This window comes from Allocoprococcus comes (assembly GCF_013300725.1).
GTDB classification, from domain to species: Bacteria; Bacillota; Clostridia; order Lachnospirales; family Lachnospiraceae; genus Allocoprococcus; species Allocoprococcus comes_A.
Map to the genome: position 1 here is coordinate 1 of NZ_JAAIMM010000010.1, position 19,707 is coordinate 19,707.

General features: G+C 41.2%; 18 protein-coding genes. All 18 read right to left on the bottom strand.

The features are described 5' to 3' along the window. Positions 1-95: 95 nt before the first annotated feature. The 18 genes from G4407_RS06970 to G4407_RS07055 all read right to left on the bottom strand — a co-directional run bounded on the left by G4407_RS06970 (position 96) and on the right by G4407_RS07055 (position 19,702). Entirely contained in the window at positions 96-668 is a 573-nt protein-coding gene (locus G4407_RS06970) for a DUF3841 domain-containing protein (RefSeq protein WP_173688261.1), read from the bottom strand. Beyond that, positions 644-1,201: a DUF3841 domain-containing protein gene (locus G4407_RS06975; protein ID WP_173688262.1), complete on the bottom strand. Its 558-nt coding sequence runs from the start codon at positions 1,199-1,201 to the stop codon at positions 644-646. Before G4407_RS06975 ends, G4407_RS06970 begins: the two co-directional genes overlap by 25 nt. Positions 1,202-1,280: 79 nt before the next feature. After that, positions 1,281-2,423, bottom strand: a complete 1,143-nt coding sequence (locus G4407_RS06980; protein WP_173688263.1) for a YkvI family membrane protein — start codon at positions 2,421-2,423, stop codon at positions 1,281-1,283. Beyond that, positions 2,413-3,525: an iron-containing alcohol dehydrogenase family protein gene (locus tag G4407_RS06985; RefSeq protein WP_173688264.1), complete on the bottom strand. Its 1,113-nt coding sequence runs from the start codon at positions 3,523-3,525 to the stop codon at positions 2,413-2,415. The genes G4407_RS06980 and G4407_RS06985 overlap by 11 nt, the downstream gene beginning before the upstream one ends. A gap of 92 nt (positions 3,526-3,617) precedes the next feature. Beyond that, a complete protein-coding gene (locus tag G4407_RS06990) occupies positions 3,618-5,198 on the bottom strand; it encodes a glucose-6-phosphate isomerase (RefSeq protein WP_173688265.1) in 1,581 nt (526 codons plus the stop codon). A gap of 122 nt (positions 5,199-5,320) precedes the next feature. After that, positions 5,321-7,399, bottom strand: coding sequence for an efflux RND transporter permease subunit (locus G4407_RS06995; RefSeq protein ID WP_173688266.1), 2,079 nt, complete (start codon positions 7,397-7,399; stop codon positions 5,321-5,323). Positions 7,400-7,664: 265 nt separating this feature from the next. After that, entirely contained in the window at positions 7,665-8,936 is a 1,272-nt protein-coding gene (codB, locus tag G4407_RS07000) for a cytosine permease (RefSeq protein ID WP_173688267.1), read from the bottom strand. Between the two features lie 42 nt (positions 8,937-8,978). Continuing rightward, a complete protein-coding gene (locus tag G4407_RS07005; RefSeq protein ID WP_173688268.1) occupies positions 8,979-10,067 on the bottom strand; it encodes a hypothetical protein in 1,089 nt (362 codons plus the stop codon). Between the two features lie 354 nt (positions 10,068-10,421). Beyond that, complete coding sequence (locus tag G4407_RS07010; protein ID WP_173688269.1) at positions 10,422-11,150, bottom strand: GntR family transcriptional regulator; 729 nt, start codon at positions 11,148-11,150, stop codon at positions 10,422-10,424. A 47-nt stretch (positions 11,151-11,197) separates the two neighbouring features. After that, positions 11,198-11,917: a tryptophan synthase subunit alpha gene (locus tag G4407_RS07015; RefSeq protein ID WP_173688270.1), complete on the bottom strand. Its 720-nt coding sequence runs from the start codon at positions 11,915-11,917 to the stop codon at positions 11,198-11,200. 2 nt (positions 11,918-11,919) lie between these two features. Then, a complete protein-coding gene (locus G4407_RS07020; RefSeq protein ID WP_173688271.1) occupies positions 11,920-13,068 on the bottom strand; it encodes an iron-containing alcohol dehydrogenase in 1,149 nt (382 codons plus the stop codon). Between the two features lie 20 nt (positions 13,069-13,088). After that, entirely contained in the window at positions 13,089-13,877 is a 789-nt protein-coding gene (locus tag G4407_RS07025; RefSeq protein ID WP_022219925.1) for a BtpA/SgcQ family protein, read from the bottom strand. Continuing rightward, complete coding sequence (locus G4407_RS07030) at positions 13,870-14,637, bottom strand: nucleoside phosphorylase (RefSeq protein WP_173688272.1); 768 nt, start codon at positions 14,635-14,637, stop codon at positions 13,870-13,872. Before G4407_RS07030 ends, G4407_RS07025 begins: the two co-directional genes overlap by 8 nt. Positions 14,638-14,651: 14 nt before the next feature. Then, entirely contained in the window at positions 14,652-15,590 is a 939-nt protein-coding gene (locus G4407_RS07035; RefSeq protein ID WP_173688273.1) for a carbohydrate kinase family protein, read from the bottom strand. Positions 15,591-15,602: 12 nt separating this feature from the next. After that, on the bottom strand, positions 15,603-16,169 hold the full coding sequence (locus tag G4407_RS07040) for a cysteine hydrolase family protein (RefSeq protein WP_022219927.1): 567 nt from the start codon (positions 16,167-16,169) through the stop codon (positions 15,603-15,605). Between the two features lie 11 nt (positions 16,170-16,180). Further along, positions 16,181-17,095, bottom strand: a complete 915-nt coding sequence (locus G4407_RS07045) for an ABC transporter permease (protein WP_008373427.1) — start codon at positions 17,093-17,095, stop codon at positions 16,181-16,183. Then, entirely contained in the window at positions 17,095-18,159 is a 1,065-nt protein-coding gene (locus G4407_RS07050; protein WP_173688274.1) for an ABC transporter permease, read from the bottom strand. Before G4407_RS07050 ends, G4407_RS07045 begins: the two co-directional genes overlap by 1 nt. Continuing rightward, a complete protein-coding gene (locus G4407_RS07055; protein ID WP_173688275.1) occupies positions 18,143-19,702 on the bottom strand; it encodes an ABC transporter ATP-binding protein in 1,560 nt (519 codons plus the stop codon). Before G4407_RS07055 ends, G4407_RS07050 begins: the two co-directional genes overlap by 17 nt. Positions 19,703-19,707 lie beyond the last annotated feature (5 nt).

The following is a 19,707-nucleotide window of genomic DNA, read 5'->3' on the forward strand; positions in this document are numbered from 1 at the left end:
GGTATTGTACCAAAGGGAATCGGGGAATAACAGATACGGATGATTACCTACTTACGATAAAATCAAAAAAATCTGAATAAAAAAGGAGTGGATCATTACCTGATCCACTCCTTTTTTATTCTCCAGAGTCCTGCTTGTATATCCCTCACAAGCTCTGTATTTCCATGTAACAATTCCTCATGATACCGCATCAGGCGCTGCCAGCTTTTCAGGATCTGCTGCTTCTGCATCGGATAAAAATTACTCAACACCGCATCCATCTCTTTGATTCCATACATCTCCAGCTGCTCCTGGAACTGCTTCTCATCTTTTTCATTTTCCCCAATATATTTGAGACAGAGAATCTTATTCCAGTCATACATATCAAAAAGCAGAACTTCATCCAATGGTACTTCCAGTGTCAGGAAATTGCCGCCCATCGACTGATCCACATTATAAGCTTCACGGAATGCCCAGTACGGATACTCCGCATCATCAGGTTTCTTCACATATTTCTCCATCTCACGCACAAACCAGGAATAGGCTGTTGTGAAAATCTTTGCACTCTCCTGATATTTTTTCCGCACATACGCCTCTTTGGAATAGCACACGCCATCCCGCTCAATTGCTTCGATTACCGGGTCTGCCTGTGATGCATATAAGGTTATTGTATTACATTTTTCACCCATTCTCTTCGCACCTCCCAGATGTTTCCATAACATCCATCACTTCCGATCTGGATCTTATCATCAAAAAGCCTCTTCCAGCTCTCCCGGATCTCCCGTTTGATCTCCGGATAGAACTGCGACATATACGCCTGCGTGTCGCTGACTCCATAGGCTTCCAGAAGCTCTTTGTGCCGCTTTTCATCCGCCTCGTCTGCCGGAATATAGGAATAGTTGAGGATCATTCCCCATTTTGTGAAATTCACTCCGGTAATCAGGGATTCTTCGATCTCCAGCTCCAGGATCACTCTTCCTTTTTCCGGAAGCATCGTTGCATCCTGCCTGAAGGATACCCATACCGGAAATTCCACATCCGCCGGTTTGTTCCCGTAGTCCGGTCCGTTCTTGACCAGCCATTCATAAACATCCAGAACCAGTTCCGAATGTTCTTTGAGATCCTTTATGATATACTCTCGCTTTACCGTATATCGTCCGGTCTCCTGAAGAACTTTCCAGACATTTTCATGCTGCTTTGACCACACTGTAATCTTTGCCATTCCATCACCCCACTAATGGTAAAATATATGTACTCCAACCGATTGGTATCTTTCGTCCTCTTTTCCCTTTATTCTCTCATTACTTCGTATCAAATCTGGTCACTGCCATATGGATCAGATACGGAATCAGAATGACCGGAATCGCAAGATATGCCAGCACACTGTAAGCCTTCTGGATCAGTGTCAGAAGCCCGAACTGTGCGATTCCAAAATCCACTACACAGCAGATAAATGCTGCCACAATTTCCTTTGTACCAATTTTACTTTTTTTACCCGTTTCCGTCTCTTTCTTCACTTTATCAAGACCACTGCAGATTCTCTTGACCATTGCAGCCACCATATTAACCGCCGTAGATACCGCTCCAAGAATGATCAAAACAGAAATCAGCGGCATCATAAATCCTTTTCCAACACCGCACTGTACCATAAAAAGTGTCGGGACACTCGCCTCGCTCATCTCCGGCTTGGTACAAACAGTCATAATCCCAAGCACAACCATGATCATCATAAGCGCATTGATGATCCATCCGATTCCCATACTTTTCACCGCGTCATCCGGCTTTTCAAAGCTCTTGGCATGCTGCACAAATACTGCCACATTTGCCAACTGGAAGGTTCCGTAAATGAATGCTGAATAGAGTGCTTTTCCAAAGGATCCGCCATTTGCCGTCATCTGCGAAGCAGTCTCCGTGATCTGCCCTGCCCCGGCAATGATATTCGGAATGTACACAATCAGAAGCCCTGCGATAATGCAGACTGACAGAACCGATGCAACCTTGCGCACCAGATCTGTTCCAAATACTGCCACAACGAAGATAAATATACCGATAATCAACGTACACAGCAGATACGGAAGTCCGGTCAGGGTACTTAAGGTCGCTCCGCCTGTCGCAAATGCAACTGCGGGAGCCACACACATCACACAGATATAAAGGACTTCAAACAAATTGGAAAATACCGGCGCAAACTTCCCGTAAAATGCATTGTTATAAGACCGGTAATCATATACCTCATGCTTTCTCGCAAACCGGAGGCAGTACGCGAAAAATACAGCATTATATCCCATGGCCAGAACCGGCATCAGAAGGCACCAGATTCCATAACGCACATAATAACTGTAGATCTGCGCACCTGAGGCAAATCCACCTCCGAAATGTGTTGTAAACCAGACAAACGCTACCCCAAGAATCATAGAGGAAGCTGCGGATTTCTTATTCTTCATGGCTCTGATCCTTTCTGACTCTTTCTTTCAGTTTCTGCATTGCATCCTCCAGCATTTCCCTGGTCACTTTATATGGATAATGTGCCACATCCGACATTTCCGGGATACGTTCCATGCTCTCTTTCCACTCATCCTCTGTAATCTCAATCTGTTCCAGAGATACCGGCAGCCCGATCTCGCGGTTCAGCTGATACACTTTTTCAAATTCTTCTTCCTGTCCATCTACAAGAAGTGCCAGAAGTACACCAAATCCCACCACTTCTCCATGCAGATGACGCTGTTCGATCACCGGATACTGCGTCAGAGCATAGAAAACCGCATGCGCAAGTCCGCTGTTGTAGGCCGGTGTGAAATCTTTTGTAAGGAAAATCGATGCAATTCCTGTTGTCACAACAATCGCCAGAACAACCTGCTCTACATCGTATGTACACAGTCCCTTTTTATGGTCTGAAAATGCTTTCGGTCCATATTCCAGAAGCGGATTCCTGCACATCAGGCTGACTGCCACACCAAGCGATGTGAAATGTTCCAGTCTCTCATCCCTTGATGAAATCGTTGCTTCATAATATTTTGCATAAGTATCGCCGATTCCTGCCCACATATACTGACTCGGTGCTTTTGCTATGATTTCTGTATCGATAAATGCATGCATGACCGGGCGCACGAAGAAATTCGGTTTCAGAAACGTACCATCCTCGTTATACATGATCGACACTGATGTACATGCCGAACAGTTGGATGCGATTGTCGGGAAGCTGAACACCGGCTTATCATCTGTGATGCACAGACATTTCACCGTATCCAGCGCTTTTCCGCCGCCTACTCCAAAAACCATGTCAGCCTCTTGATAAACTGGCATTTCCCGAAGCTTTTCTACTGTCTGATAAGTACAGTCTTTTCCATAAAGTTCTTTTCCTATAATCTCCAGATTCGTTTTATCCACTGCTGCTTTGATTTTATCAAATGCTGCATCAAGTGCTCTTTTTCCTCCGATCACAAGTACTGTCTTTCCATAAGATTCACAGACCGGACCGATTTTATCGTAAATCGCATCCCCGATTGAATAATTCGGAAGATGCACCTCATAATTTTCTAATTTCATATTCACACTCTTTCCCTTATAAAGACAACTCAAAAAGCCGGTACGGATACTTACGCTCCGCACCGACTCTGGTCTCTTTTCAGCTATTCTGATTAAATATCTAAAAGATCACTGTATACTTTCAGTGCTCCGTCTGTCTCATGGGCAAGTACACGTTTTGCAAGTACTTTTCCAAGCTGAACACCTTCCTGGTCGAAGCTGTTCACATTCCATACGAATCCCTGGAACATGACTTTATTCTCAAAGTGTGCAAGAAGTGCACCGAGTGTCTCTGGTGTCAGTTCTTTACCGATGATAATGCTTGACGGACGTCCGCCTTCAAAATTCTTGTTGCGGTTCTCGTCTGATTTACCGCATGCAAATGCTACGATCTGTGCTGCTACGTTTGCGCAGAGCTTCTGCTGGCTTGTGCTGTCCTGGATCACAACATCGGTTCCGATCTGGCTGTTCTTGAAGCCAATGAACTGAAGCGGTACTATGTTGGTTCCCTGATGGAGAAGCTGATAGAAGGAATGCTGTCCGTTTGTTCCCGGTTCTCCGAAGATCACCGGACCTGTCGGGTAGTCTACCGGCTCACCGAAACGGTTCACGGATTTACCGTTAGATTCCATATCCAGCTGCTGCAAATGTGCCGGGAAACGGCTCAATGCCTGTGAATACGGAAGAACTGCTGTTGCAGGATATCCGAGTACGTTGCGCTCATATACACCAATCAGGGCATCCAGCATTGCCGGGTTCTTCAGTAAATCTTCGTTCTTGGAAACTTCGTCCACTTTTGCTGCTCCTGCAAGGAACTGTGCAAATACTTCCGGTCCAAATGCCAGAGAAAGCACGGCTCCGCCAACTGCTGAAGTAGATGAGTAACGTCCTCCGATATAATCATCCATGAAGAATGCTGCAAGGTAATCATCGCTCTTTGCAAGCGGGGATGTCTCGCTTGTAACAGCGATCATATGCTTGGAAGGATCCAGACCTGCATTCTTCAGGGCATCTTTTACAAATGACTCATTGGTAAGAGTCTCAAGAGTTGTTCCTGACTTTGATACCAGAACAAAAATAGAATGTGCTACATCAATTGAATTCAGTACTGCTGCTGCATCATCCGGGTCAACATTGCTGATGAATCTGGCTTCCATCTTGAATGTGCCATTCTTCTTAGCCCAGTTTTCAAGTGCAAGATACATTGCGCGAGGACCAAGGTCGCTTCCACCGATACCGATCTGTACGACTGTTGTGAATTTTTCACCTGCTGCATTTGTGATCTCGCCGGCATGTACTTTATTGGCAAAATCTGCGATTCTCTGCTGCTGCTTAACATAGAATTCTCGCTTATCTACTCCGTCAGCTTCTACTTTATCTCCAAGCTGTCCTCGGGTGAGCTGATGAAGAACCAGTCTCTTTTCTCCTGTGTTGATCACTTCTCCATTGTAGAGTGCTGCATACTTTTCTGTCAGCTGCGCTTCTTTTGCAAGCTTTGCAAGTGCTGCAAGTACTTTATCATCTACTGCTTTTGCAGCGTAATTGTAAGTAAGATCCTCTGTCATCGGAACGCTGTAATTCTTAACACGCTCTGCTCCGTTCTCACCGGACATCACTTCTGCAAGATTTACACGTTCTACTTCCGAAAGCTCTTTAAATGATGTAAGTGTATCCAAATTGTTCCAATTAATCATAGTGGATTCCTCCTTATTCCTTTTATGATAGCAGGATTGTATCAGCCCTTTTGATACTCACGGATCTTTTTGTCCGTTCCTTGTATCATATAATAATCCAAGAAAATTATACTATGATGTGGTTATGATTTCAAGTCTGACGGTCGGAAACCTTTGCTCGTCTTTATGATAATCTTGTCAAATACCATGAATAAGGACGGAAGGATCAGCACAACAACCACCATACTGATCAGTGCACCTCTCGCCATCAGGATACACAGTGAACTGATCATATCGATATTGGAATAAAGTCCGACACCGATCGTTGCAGCAAAGAAACTGAGTGCACTGACGATGATCGACTGCGCGGAGAACTTATGCGCTGTTGTGATCGCGTCAAATTTGCCTGCTCCGCGGCTGCGTTCCCTCTGGTATCTGGTTGTCATCAGGATCGCATAATCCACGGTCGCGCCAAGCTGGATCGTACCGATTACGATCGATGCCACAAACGGCAGCTTTGTTCCTGTATAGAACGGGATTCCCATATTTACAAAAATCGCGAACTCAATCACACCAACCAGGATCACCGGAATAGTAACTGATTTAAACAGAAGCAGAATAATCACAAATACAATTCCGATGGAAACTGCGCTGACACGCTTAAAGTCTGTGTCTGTAATGTTGATCAGATCTTTTGTCAGCGGTGCTTCTCCTACCAGCATTGCACCTTCATCGTATTTATCCAGGATTTTGTCGATCTCTTCAATCTGCTTGTTGACTTTATCTGTTGCTACCTTGTAAGTTGAATTGACCATCAGCAGCTGGTACTTGTCATTTTTCAGCATACTGGTGACAGATTCCGGGAGCATATCTGCCGGAACACCGGAGCCGACCAGGTTATCCAGTCCAAGTACCCATTTAACACCATCTACTTTTTCAATCTCCTGTGACATCTTCTTGACATCAGAACCTGCAACCGAACTGTCCACCAGGATCATATGTGTGGTGTTCATATTGTAATCTTCTTTTAATTTCGTGTTCGCAATGACGCTCGGAAGATCCTTTGGAAGCGACTCGTCCAGATTATAGTAAACACCCGTGTGGTTGTTTCCGTAAATAGCCGGGAACAGAAGGATCACAAATGCTACTACATAAATCACGTAACGCTTTGTCACCTTCTCTGAAATCCTTCCAATATCCGGAAGCAGCGGTTTGTGTTTCGTCTTCTCGATCAGCTTATCACAGCACAGGATCATGGACGGAAGAACGGTTACACAGACCAGAACTCCGAAGATAACACCTTTTGCCATAACGATACCGATATCTTTTCCAAGCGTAAAGCTCATAAAGCAGAGTGCGATAAATCCGGCAACCGTCGTGACTGAACTTCCGATTACGGATGAAAATGTCTGGGAAATCGCGTGTGCCATCGCCCGCTCTTTATCTCCGTTATAGCGCACCTGCTGCTCCTGATAGCTGTGCATCAGGAAAATAGAATAGTCCATAGTGACACCGAGCTGCAGTACCGCTGCCAGTGCCTTCGTGATATAAGAAATCTCTCCAAAAAATACATTCGTTCCAAGATTATATACAATTGCGATTCCGATACTCAAAAGGAACAGTACCGGAACAAAAATCGATTCCATCGTAATTGCCAGAACCAGTGCAGAAAGTGCGACTGCGATCAGTACATAAAGCGGTGTTTCCTTTTCGGCAAGCTCTTTGGTGTCCTCTACAATCGCAGACATTCCACTTAAGAAGCACTCCTTTCCGGTGACCTTACGGATCTCGGTAACTGCCTTCATAGTTTCATCGGATGAAGTTCCGTCTTTGAAAAATACCGCCATCATTGTTCCGTCTTCTGTGTTGTACTCATCATAGAGCTTTGACGGAAGCATACTCTGGGGAACAGAAATATCAGCCAGCGAATCATACCAGAGCACATTAGCAACTCCGTCTACCTTCTCTACTTTTTCTTTCAGCTTCACGATATCCTTATCTTCCATGCCATCTACCATCAGCATCGAAAATGCTCCAATCCCGAAATCATTGGTCATGATCTCCTGACCCTGCATCGTTTCAATGTCTTCTGGCAAATATGTCAGTACATCATAGTTGATCCTGGTATTCACATACCCCCACACAGCCGGAATCAAAAGGATAATGCTGAGTATCAGTATCGGTACTCTGAATTTAACAATCTTTTTGCCAACCTTTACCATACTTTATTCCTCTTTTCTTTTTATTATTTCTCTCTTAATGACCGCTGGTCATTTATTTTACAAGACCAATATACAACAAAACTGACCATAAGTCAATTTGTTTATTGACTTATGGTCAGTTTTTTTATAAATGATGAGTATTGCTGCTTTGTTCTTCATTGGATAAGCAAATATTTCACCATTAAACAGACTGTTCTTTTTGTTATTTGCGTCAAAAAACGGACAGTCCTACTCCCTGGGTCTGCCCGTTATTTACTCGATTTATCTAAGCATTTTCCGCTGCTTCTTCACGATTTTTACAAAGCACCTGTCCTGCTACATAGCATACTGCTGCAACTGCCATACCATTGATGGAAGCAATTCCCCATGACACAAGATTTGCCACAACCGCACCTGCAATTACACCGATCACCGCAAACCAGTTCACTGTTTTAATTTCTGCTTTTTCATTTTCATAGTCTTTCTTATTCATAAAATAGGAAAGCACCAGAATGATTCCAACCGGCGGAAGGGTACAGTTCAGTACATTCAGCCAGTTACAGAAATTGTAATACAGCCATACCGAAAGAATCGTTCCGATAATACCCGAAATCAAAACCATCGGTTTCTTTTTCTGCTGGAAAATATTTGCCAGTCCAAGACCTGCTGAATACAGTGCATTGTCATTGGTTGTCCAGATATTGAGCCCCAGAACCAAAATCGCCATATAGAACAGGTTCAAACGGATCATAACTTCAAAGATATCATTTCCGCCAACGAAAATATAGGCAATTGCCCCGAAGAAAAACATCAGTGAGTTTCCTATAAAGAATGCTATAACCGTTGCGATCGTGCCGGATTTGGCATCTTTTGCAAATCTTGCAAAATTCGGGGTTGCCGTTCCGCCAGATACGAAGGACCCGATTACCATGCCAGCTCCACCGATCACAGTCACAGATCCACTGGATACCGCAAACTGGTCAACAATCGTCCCATTTCCCTGCCGAACTGCCATCACCATTGCTACCGTTCCAAGAATCGCAACAAGCGGAACTGCAATATAGCTTACCACCGTAAGAGAATCAATTCCGAAATATGCAGAAGCGGTCATGCAGCCTCCTGCAACCAGTACCAGAGCCCACATCGCAGCCTTACTTCCACCGAGAAGCTCTCCTGATACCGGGATTGCAAACATCGCAACACCCACACCGAACCATCCGATCTGCGTGAAGCTGATCATTGCAGAAGAAAGATAAGATCCTTTTTCTCCAAACGCTCTTTTTGCCAGAAGGTCCATACTAAGTCCGGTCTTTGCACCTACATATCCCAGAAGTCCTGTATACACACCAAGGATCGCTCCTCCAAGGAGAAGGGACTTGATAAATCCCCAGAAATCAAGTCCTGCTGCCATCTGCTGTCCAACCCACATACTCGCCGAGAAAAATGTAAATCCCAGCATGATCATAAACATAGTCAGGAAACCTTTTCTGCCCTCTTTCGGAACCGCCTGGTTCGCGTAATCAATATCAACTGCCTTGTCTTTTGTATTTTTGCTCATTTTTTACCTCATTCCATTCTCTGATCAACTAGTTCATTCTTTTTACAGCATATATTTCTTCAAAGAATCAGTAAATTCGGTAATTCTCTGATCTGCCAGTTCTTTTAATGTAATATTTTTCATACTCTCAATATATCCCTGTTCCTGACGATACAGCCACTTGGTGTCTGCCGGACGGATTTTCTCATAATGGTTCTTCTCGATCCAGTCTTCGTAGCTGATCGGTGTCGGGTATCCAATCTTTTCGTCAAGCAACTCTTTGAAATCGATCTGATCCGCTCTTTCCCGGATTCCTTCCCAGAATTCCAGGACTTCCTCTACATGCTCATGAATCTCATAACGTCTTGCCCCGCCATCGTAGATGATACATTTCTCAAAAAGTGGGCTGCACATGGAAAGTGTCTCTCTTCTGAACTCCGGCGCGATGATTCCGTCCTTCCAGTAGAAGTCCACATCCGGAAGGTTGATTCCTGACACACCTTTATCCTGATAAGTACTGAAAACTCCTTCATAATACACGGTAATGAACCCTTCAAATTCCGGCCAGAACTCACGGATCTCTCTGGTAAGATTCTCAAGGATCTCAATTCCCTTTGTCCCACCAATTGTGAAAATGATAATATTACGAAGCTTTGCTCCGTTCTTCCTGTAAAAATCTGTCACATAGCGCAGGCAGTGGATCAGAGTCTCCCCACTTGCAATGATATCTCCGATCATAAGTGTGCTGTCCGGAACCATGGTCAGCTTACTATATTTGATTTCAAGCCCTGCAATCTCTTCATCCGCAAATACACGCTCACTGGATAAGAAACTGATATCGTGTACACGGATGTGCTCTCTGTAGCAGCTTTCCTCCAACGGATAGTTCAGCGCCCCTCTCAAGATAGAAAGAATATTTGCAGTCGTCACTTTCTTTTGTTCTTTAAAATAATAGAGCATCTGAGATGTGGAAGGAATCAGGCAGTCATATACCTCATATCCGACAATCTCAGGTGTGTTCAGAAGCTTTCTTGTCTCTGCTTCCGATACAACATAATATTCATTTACATAGTTCCCACCGGCCAGTTTATAACAGGCTACACCCTGTTCATTAAATTCCGGCACCAGCTCAACCTGATTCCAATTTTTCATCTGTGATTTTCCCCTTTTCTGTAAGTCCACTTTTCATGACAATAAACATTCTACAAAATGTTATGATGAAAGCGGGGGAATGTCAAGTGGAAAATTGGAATGTTGCCAACATTTTCATTTTATATAGAAATCTCCGTGATTTTATAGGTTTTCCATTCATTTGTAACATTTTTCCACCTTTATCCATACCTGTTTGCCACATTTTTCTTTGTTTTTCAAATAGTATTTGTAACATTTTTCTTATAAATATAAAATTTCAAACCAGACTACATATTTACAACAACGTATAAATCTTCTCTTTTGCATAAAAGGAGAACGATATCTCATAAAAAATACCGTTCCCCTTTGCTTTTCTTATCTCACCTGATCAATATAAAATTTAAATTTATCTGTTCGATAATAGCATTTGAAATTCTCGATTGGAATTTCTCTTCCATTCACAATGCCATATGTAATACAACGAAACAGAATAATCGGTGTTCCTTCCTCGATGTCCAAATACTCGGCAATTTCATCCTGTGCCCCGATCGCCTCAATCGTTCTTCTTGCCTTTGTTATCTTAACACCATAAACTTCTGTTATAATCTGATAAAGGGATTCCTCTTTCAAATCATACTTTGATAAACCCGGAAAAATCTTTTCCGGCAGAAAAGTCAGCGTATAGTTTAGCGGCTCTTTATCTGCATATAAGATTCTTCCTATCATATAAACATTATCACTGGTTGTAATCTCAAGTGCTTTTGCTCTCTTTACATTCGCATCAACCAGCTCTGAAACAACAACTTTTTTACTTGGTGTCAGTCCAAGCTTTAATACATCTTCCGTACAACTCGTAATTGAAAAAAGATTGTTGCTTCCTTCATCCGTCTTTACATAGGTTCCTTTTCCCTGGACTTTGTACAAATATCCTTCTGTGACCAATTCATCAATCGCTTTCCGGATCGTAATTCTGCTGACCTGATAAGTCTCCATCAATTCTCTTTCGCTCGGAATCGGCTCCTTTGAATCGTAAACTTCATTATCAATATTCTCTACGATTGCCTTCTTCACAAGATAATATTTAGGTAACTTTTCGTCGAACATCTCCTTCACCCCATCTCACCTTTTTTGATCACAGAATATTCCAAGTGTTAACACATAGCTTTAAATTCCCTGATCTTTTCTTTCATTGCAGGAATATTTTCATGAAGTTTTAGAATTGTACTGCCAACGAACGCTGCATCCCCGCCTGCCTCTCTTACTAGTCTTACATCTTCTGGTGCATGAACGCCTACCCCACAATAAATAGGTCTTTCAATTCCACAGCTTCTTAAATACTCTACACAATCTTTTAATGTAGGATATTCCTCATTTTTTTGCTGTGTATCATACGGCTTCGCCTGTAAATATACAAATCCATTTGATTGTTTTGCCATTTCCACTTCTTCTTTTGGTAAATGGAACTGTACATAACAAGATACCTGAAGCCCCGCTGCAATTATCTTATTTTTAATAATATCATCTTTTAAGCCAACAAGCAAAATATCTTTTAAATTATTTGACAGGCAAAACTCAATAAATTTGTCGACGCCAATCTCTTCAACTGTATTTTCATATGCCAGAACCAGAATCTTCACATCTGGAAGTCTCTTCTGGATAGCAACAATAGAATCCATATATTTTTCGTAATCATCACAGGCTTCCAACGCTTTTTTCATTCTTCCTGCAATATAATCACTCTCCAGGTATGGATTTCTGGATGGGAAATCCACTTCCATCATTTTGCATCCTGCATCTGCATATTCTACTGCCATATTATAGCTTGCTTCAATTGTAGGATATCCATTTGATAAATAACAAATAATCTCCATTTTTATTCTCCTCTGTACACCTTGATAAATAATTCTTTAAATTCGTCAATTTCCGGAATAACCGGATTTGTTTTTGTGCATCCATCAGCTTTTGCAAGCGGAGCCATCTCATCCAGTTTTGCCATATATTTTTCTTCATCCGGAATGATTTCTTTAAAGCATTTCGGAATATTTAACTTTTCATTTAAAGCTTCTACTGCTTCATGAAGATTTTCTGCTCCGATTCTCTTTGCAAATTTTGCATAAACTTCTTTTGCAGTTTCATTCTGCTCATTATATCTAATGATATATGGCAAAATAATGGCATCTGCCAGACCATGAGATACATGGAAAATTCCTCCGATCGTATGAGCCATAGAATGTACAATTCCAAGTGATACATTCGTAAATGCAATTCCAGCTACCATAGATGCCTGTACCATAATCTCTCTTGCTTTTATATCATTACCATTCTCATATGCTACAGGTAAAGTTTCCATAATATCCTGGGCTGCCTGACTTGCAAGAATATCTGACAGATAATTTGCACGGTTTGAAGCAAGTGCTTCCAGTGCATGGGTAAGCGCGTCCATTCCTGTCTCTGCTGTAATCTTAGCCGGCATAGACATTGTTACTTCCGGATCACAGATTGCGATATCCGGCATCATTTCCATATTTCCAACACCATGCTTTAATCCTTTTTCATTATCTGAAATTACGATAGAACGTGAAACTTCACTTGCCGTTCCACTTGTTGAAGGAATACAACACATTCTTGCTTTACCTCGTAATTTCGGAAATTCATTCGGCGGAAGAATATCTTCCATCTGAGTCAGTTCCGGATGTTCATAAAAGATCCACATTGCTTTTGCAGCATCCATTGCTGATCCACCGCCAAGTCCGACAATCAGATCTGGTTCAAATTCCAGCATTTCATTTCTTCCTCTGAGTACAGTTTCAAAAGACGGATCTGGTTCTACGCCTCTGATAACCATTGTTTCAGCACCGGTTTCTTTAAAATATCCTTCTACCTTTGCCAGCATTCCACTCTTTTCCATGCTATGTCCGCCAATAACAATACTGACTTTTTTTGCTTTAATTGTCTTAATATATGCAAGACTTCCTTCTCCAAACATCAATTCTGATCCTGCAAGTTTCATTGGTCGCATCATTTTTATCTTCCTGCCTTTCTCTATTTCAATCCGTCTAATACTTTCTTAACCAGTTCATAAGAGATTGGATTTGTTAAAATTCCTCCCTCTTTCAAGCTGGAACCGATAATCGCACCATCTGCTGTCTGAAGCTGATCATGAATATTTTCTGCATTTACACCACTTCCTGCAAACACCGGAAGGTTTACAACATTTTTCACTCTCTTAATCAGATCCAATGGTGTCTCTTCTCCAACCTGTGTACCTGTAACAATAATTCCGTCTGCTCCGTTTGATGCAGCATCTTTTGCTGACTGCTCAATTGTAATATGCTCCCTTAACATATGTGCATGTTTTACCTGCACATCGGCAAGGATCTTAACATTTTCCTGCCCCATCATCTTACGATATTCCATACATTTCTTTGCACAAGGCTGAATAATTCCATCTGTAAACAATACTGTGTCTACAAATACCGGAACTCTGATAAAGGAAGCTCCTACCATTGCTGCAATTGCAATATCAGCCTCACAGTCATTAAACGCCGCATCAAGTCCTACCGGAATCTGAACTGCCTGTTTTACAGCATATGCAGCAGCTGTAAGGGCAGCTACCTGTGCCTTGTTCAAAAAAGCCGAAAACGGTGTATCTCCCATGTTCTCTACAATAACAGCATCTACTCCTGCTTTTTCAAGTGTAACCGCATCTTGAACTGCACGGTCAATAATTCTCTGATAATCCCCATCAAATCCAGCTGTTGTCGGAAGCGGAAGACAATGCACCATTCCGATTACTGTCTGTGAATTTAAAGTAAGTATCTCTTTACTCATGTTTACCATCCTCTCTTTTTACATGATAATTATAAATTCCTTCCAGCGCTGTTCTACAGAGTAAATCCTCTGCATCTACACGATCCTGTCCCTTTAAAGTTTCCTTCAAATTTTCAAGTACCGTAACCACTGTTAAAATACAGGTCTTAACTCCCATCAGTCGTCCCAGTGTCAGAATACATGAAGATTCCATATCGATTCCTGTTACCCCAAGTTTCTTGACCTCTTCAAATGTTTTTGACATATCACGTCCACACTCCAGAGAAAATTTAGAATCATGCATACAACTGTAAAATCCATCCATCGTACAATTAAGTCCATTTAAATACCGTTTTCCCATCTGTTGAACTGTTTCGTTCATCACATTGACAAGTTCAATATCTGCAACCGCAGGGTAACTCAGATCCACATAAGTCTGGCTGGTTCCTTCACGCCTCATTGCGGCAATCGGGATCATAAAATGTCCCAACATATCATCCTGCATCGACATTACAGTTCCCATTCTCACAGCAACTTGCATTCCAGACTCATACATCTCTTCCATCGCAATCGCTGCGGACGGTGCCCCGATTCCCGTCGACGTTACTGTAATCTCTACTCCTTTATAGGTTCCTGTATATGTATTGAACTCTCTCATGAATGCAACTTTTTTGGGGTTATCCAAATACTTTTTTACAACTTCTACTCTCCATGGATCTCCCGAAAAAAGTACATATTTCGCAACCGTTTCTTCGCTTGCTCCCATATATAATGTACTCATCTGCATTTCCCCTTTCAGTGTAATGTTTCAAATTTCTGTAATAATTCCTGTTCTGTTGGCGCATTTGTACAGCACCCTTCTGCCTGTAAAACAAAGTAAGATAATACACTTCCAAGCCTACAGCAGTCTGCCGGAGAATATCCGTGCAAATATCCATAAACAAATCCTGCCATGTAAGCATCTCCCGATCCAGTTGCATCTACTACCTGTTCCACTTTACAAATTCCAATCTCTTCTTTCCGTATTTTTCCGTCTTCCCGCACATAGCAAATGCTTCCGTCTTTTCCCAGAGTTGTCACAATAATATCTGCTTTTCCAATTTTAAACAGCTCTGTAATCGTATTTAGTCCGAAAAGCTTTTCAATAATTTCACATTCTACTTCATTTGTGAAAATGATTTTGCTTTCTGTTAACAATTGTTTCAAAAATGGTTCTGGAAATGCATCAAAATCATCTTTCATTCCAAAAACTACCGGTACATGATGCTTTTTACATTTTGCAAAAAACTCTTCATTATCTGGTCTTGATGCAACGGTTATCACTCCCAGCTTTGCCGTTTCAAACAAGCTGTCTTTCATTTTCTGTGCATATCTTCCATCCATTGCTCCAGGATAAAATATGGTAATATGATCGTTATTATTATCCTGTAACAAATAACATACACTGGTTGCTTCCTCTGCTATTTGTGTAATCCCATCCTGTGGTACATTTCCTTCTTCCAGAAACTTTTTAAAACCATTACTTTCATAATCTCCGCCTACTCTTAAAACTGGCATTGCCTTCATTCCAAGCTGGCAAAGTGCATAGGCAATATTTACAGAACAGCCTCCGTAATAAATTTTTGAATTGGATTTATTTGTAACCAGTGATGTAAATCCCACTTTGGCAGGTGTTGCTATTTTTATAATGTGATCCATACTTACATAGCCGCTTGTCAGAACATCTACTTTCATTATCCGTGCCTCCTACAACTGTCCCTCTTCCAGCATCTTGCTGAATGTATTCATATCAATGACTTTTCCCAGATACTTATCAATATCTGTCAGATGAACTTCATTAACTGTTTCTGAATTCGTTGCCACACATTCCCGGATAACATATGGGTTGTAATTCAGATAAAATGCATCTGTCACCGTTGCCCGAATGCAGCAGTTTGTTTTCGTTCCAACAACGACTACATTTTCCACTTCATTTTCCCGCAATACCAGATCCAGGTCTGTGCCGAAGAATCCACTGTACCTTCTCTTTCGGATGACATAATCTTTCTTTTCATCAACTTCCAACATTGGATCAATTTCAATTCCAAAAGTCCCTTCTATACAATTTGGTCTCATGGACTGTGCTTTTTTATCTACTTTATCTTTTCTGTTACAGTGCTGTAAAAAAACAATCAGCAGTTCATGTTTCCGGCTTTCATCCAGAACCTTTTTGATCCGTGGAAGAATCTTTTGATTCTCAGGATAAAATACCAGACCTTCCGGATCCGTAAAATCGCGAACCATGTCCACAATAATCAATGCTGTCTTTGCCATTTTCTTCCCCCTTAGTCGAACTTGTATCCTCTTACCTTAACATCCTTAAATTTCATAAATGAAACAACTGCAAGCACCGCTACCATAATGATATACGGAATCGTATCGAACATTCCCGCTGCCGGTCCTGCATATACACTTAAATTGACTGCAAGTGATCTTGCAACACCGAATAAGATTGCATAGAGTGAAGACTGTACCGGTTTCCCCTGTCCACAATAAATTGCTGCAATTGCGATAAAGCCTCGTCCTGCTGTCATGTCACTTGTAAACATTGCCATTCTCTCCATTGATAAATTGATTCCGGCTAATGCACAGCAAAATGCTCCAATCAGAACAGCAATATATTTGTATTTCTGTGTTTTCAGTCCAAGACTGATCGCTGAATCTTCATTTTCACCAACAACTCTGACATAGATTCCAAATTTTGTTTTGTACATCAGAATAGCTGCTGCCGCAATTCCAATAAATGCCAGATATGTAATGACCGGATGACCACTTACGATTCCACCAATCAGCGGAATACTCTTGATGCCCGGTATATTGATCTTAAAATCTGCAACTCCTACATCTTGAAGACTGATATTAGCAAGCTCCATAACTTTCAGTACAAATTTTGCAATCGCTGGAACAATCAAGTTAATTCCAAGACCGATAACAATAACATTACCATTACAAGTAATTCCTAAGAATGAAAATACAAGTCCCCACAATAAAGTCGTTACGATTGCGGCAATCACTGCCAGAGCCACACTTCCTGTCAGATACTCGACTAACACTGAAATAAATGCTCCATTCAGCATCATTCCTTCCAGTGCGATATTCAATACATTTGCTTTATATGCAAATATTCCACCGATCACGCATAGAATAATAGGAGCACTATGGTATACTGTGTCATACAAAATACTATTTAATAATTCCATTATGCATCCTCCTTTTTCGCCTTTTTAAAACGGCCAAATACGCTTGTTTTATCACCAATAAACTTAACTGCCAGGAACAGAATGATCATTCCCTGAATAATTGCAACGATTTCTTTCGGAACTGCAGTATACATATTGATGCTGTCACTACCGGTTTTTAATGCAGCATAAAAGATTGCCGCGATCAAAATTCCAATTGGCGAATGTCCACCGAGCAGAGCAATCAACATACCATCCCATCCAAGGCCAGGATTTGCAGAAAATGTCAGCGTATATTTAAACTGATCACTTAACATCCATCCTGCTCCTGCTATACCGGAAAGTGCGCCACTGATCAGCATCATGATAATGATTTTCTTGCCGACATTCATACCTGTTGCTTCTGCGAATTCCGGATTTTTTCCGATTGCTGTAATTTCATATCCCAGTTTTGATTTTTTCATAACAAAATACATAATCACCAGAATAATCATTGCAATTACAAAAAACATAGTCATTCTTGATGCTCCGAATCTTTTGAACATTACATCCTCTTTAATCGTTGGTGTAGCCACATACCCTGCACTCTTATCTTTGAATACACCGGTGGTTAAAAATTCCAAAGTCTTTGAAACTGCATAGTTTAACATCAAAGTTACAACCATCTCATTTACATTACATTTTGCTTTCAAAATTGCCGGAATCAATGCAAATAACATTCCACAAATAATTGCAACTAAAAAGCAAATCAGTTTACTTATAAATGGATTGGAAATGTTAAGATATGCTCCAGTGATTCCTGCAAAGAATCCTCCCAAAAGCATTTGTCCTTCTACACCCATGTTGTACAGATTAGCTTTGAATGTAATTGCAATCGCAAGTCCTGTCAAAATAAGCGGCGATGCATAATGCAGCGTATTCATAAAGCCTTTTTCTGTCAAAAGTGATTTCCTGATCAGTACCCCGTATGTTTCCAGTGGACTTTCCCCAATCGCCGCAATAATAATTGCTCCAAATGCAAATGCAAGAATTACCGGAAGTACAGAATTGACAATTCCTTTTATAATACTATCTTTCTTTTTCATGATCCTGTTCCTCCTTTCCAATTCCAGCCATCAAAAGTCCCATAGCAGCCATAGACACTTCTTTCGGTGATACTTCTCCTGAAATCTTACCTTTATACATAACAATTACCCGATCAGATAAACTCATAATTTCTGACAGCTCACTTGAAATCAAGATAACAGTATTTCCTGCATCCCTGAATTTCAGAATCTGTTTATGTATGAATTCAATAGATCCGATATCAACGCCTCGCGTTGGCTGGCAAGCAATCAGAAGTTTTGGATTTGCTGAAAGCTCTCTTGCAATGATAACTTTCTGTGCATTTCCTCCTGACAGATTGCCTATATTACCATTCACATCTCCCAGACGGATATCAAATTCTTTGATATATTTATCTCTTTTGGCATTGATTGTTTTCTTATTAAAAAGTCCGTGTTTACAAACATCTTTTTCTCCATGATATCCTGCTATACAGTTATCGGAGACCGTCATTTCCCGGCACAATCCCTGTGCATATCTGTCCTCAGGAATAATTCCAATTCCCGCTTTTCTTAATTTTTCCGGCCACCAGTTTGTAATATCTTTACCGTCAAAAAATACTGTCCCTTTCGTTGATTCCATCAAGCCAGTCATAAGCTTTACAAGCTCTGACTGTCCGTTTCCTTCAACACCGGCTATTCCAAGGATCTCACCTTTATGCACTTCAAACGACATATCTGATACAACTTCTTTTCCGTAGTCATTTACAGTCGTAAGATTTTCTGCTTTGTACATAATCTCTGATTCAATCTGTTGTTTTCGTTCATTATTTACAGTAAGAACAACATCTCTTCCAACCATCATCTGTGCCAGTTCCCGTTCACTTGTGTCCTTCTTTAATACATTTCCAACAACTTTTCCCTGTTTTATTACGGTAATACTGTCTGCCAGTTCCATTACTTCTCTTAATTTGTGCGTAATAACAATGATTGTTTTTCCCTGCTCTTTCAAATTTTTGAGCGTTGCAATCAATTCATCAACTTCCTGTGGTGTGAGTACGGCTGTCGGCTCATCCAGAATCAATATGTCTACATTTCTATATAACATCTTTAGAATTTCTACTCTCTGACGTCCCCCGACAGATATATCTTCAATCTTATCTGTTGCATTCAATTCCAGATGATTTTCCTGAATCAGTTTCTCAACTCTTTTAATTTCCTCTTTCTGATCGATAAACGGAGTTTTCATTCCGCCTTTTTTCTGTGTAATTTCCGCACCCAACAGTATATTTTCATATACGGTGAGAGACGGCACCAGCTTAAAATGCTGGTGCACCATCCCTATCCCGTTTGCAATCGCATCAACCGGGCTGTTCAGTGTAACTTCTTTTCCCCGGATCAGGATTTTCCCGCTTGTTGGCTGCAGCAATCCGTAGAGCATATTCATCATTGTAGATTTTCCTGCACCGTTTTCACCTACAATACATTTAATCTCCTGTTCTTTTACATCCAGATTAATATGATCATTTGCGACAAAATCGTTAAATTTTTTGGTCAGATCAACCGTCTGTATCATGCTGTTCATATTGC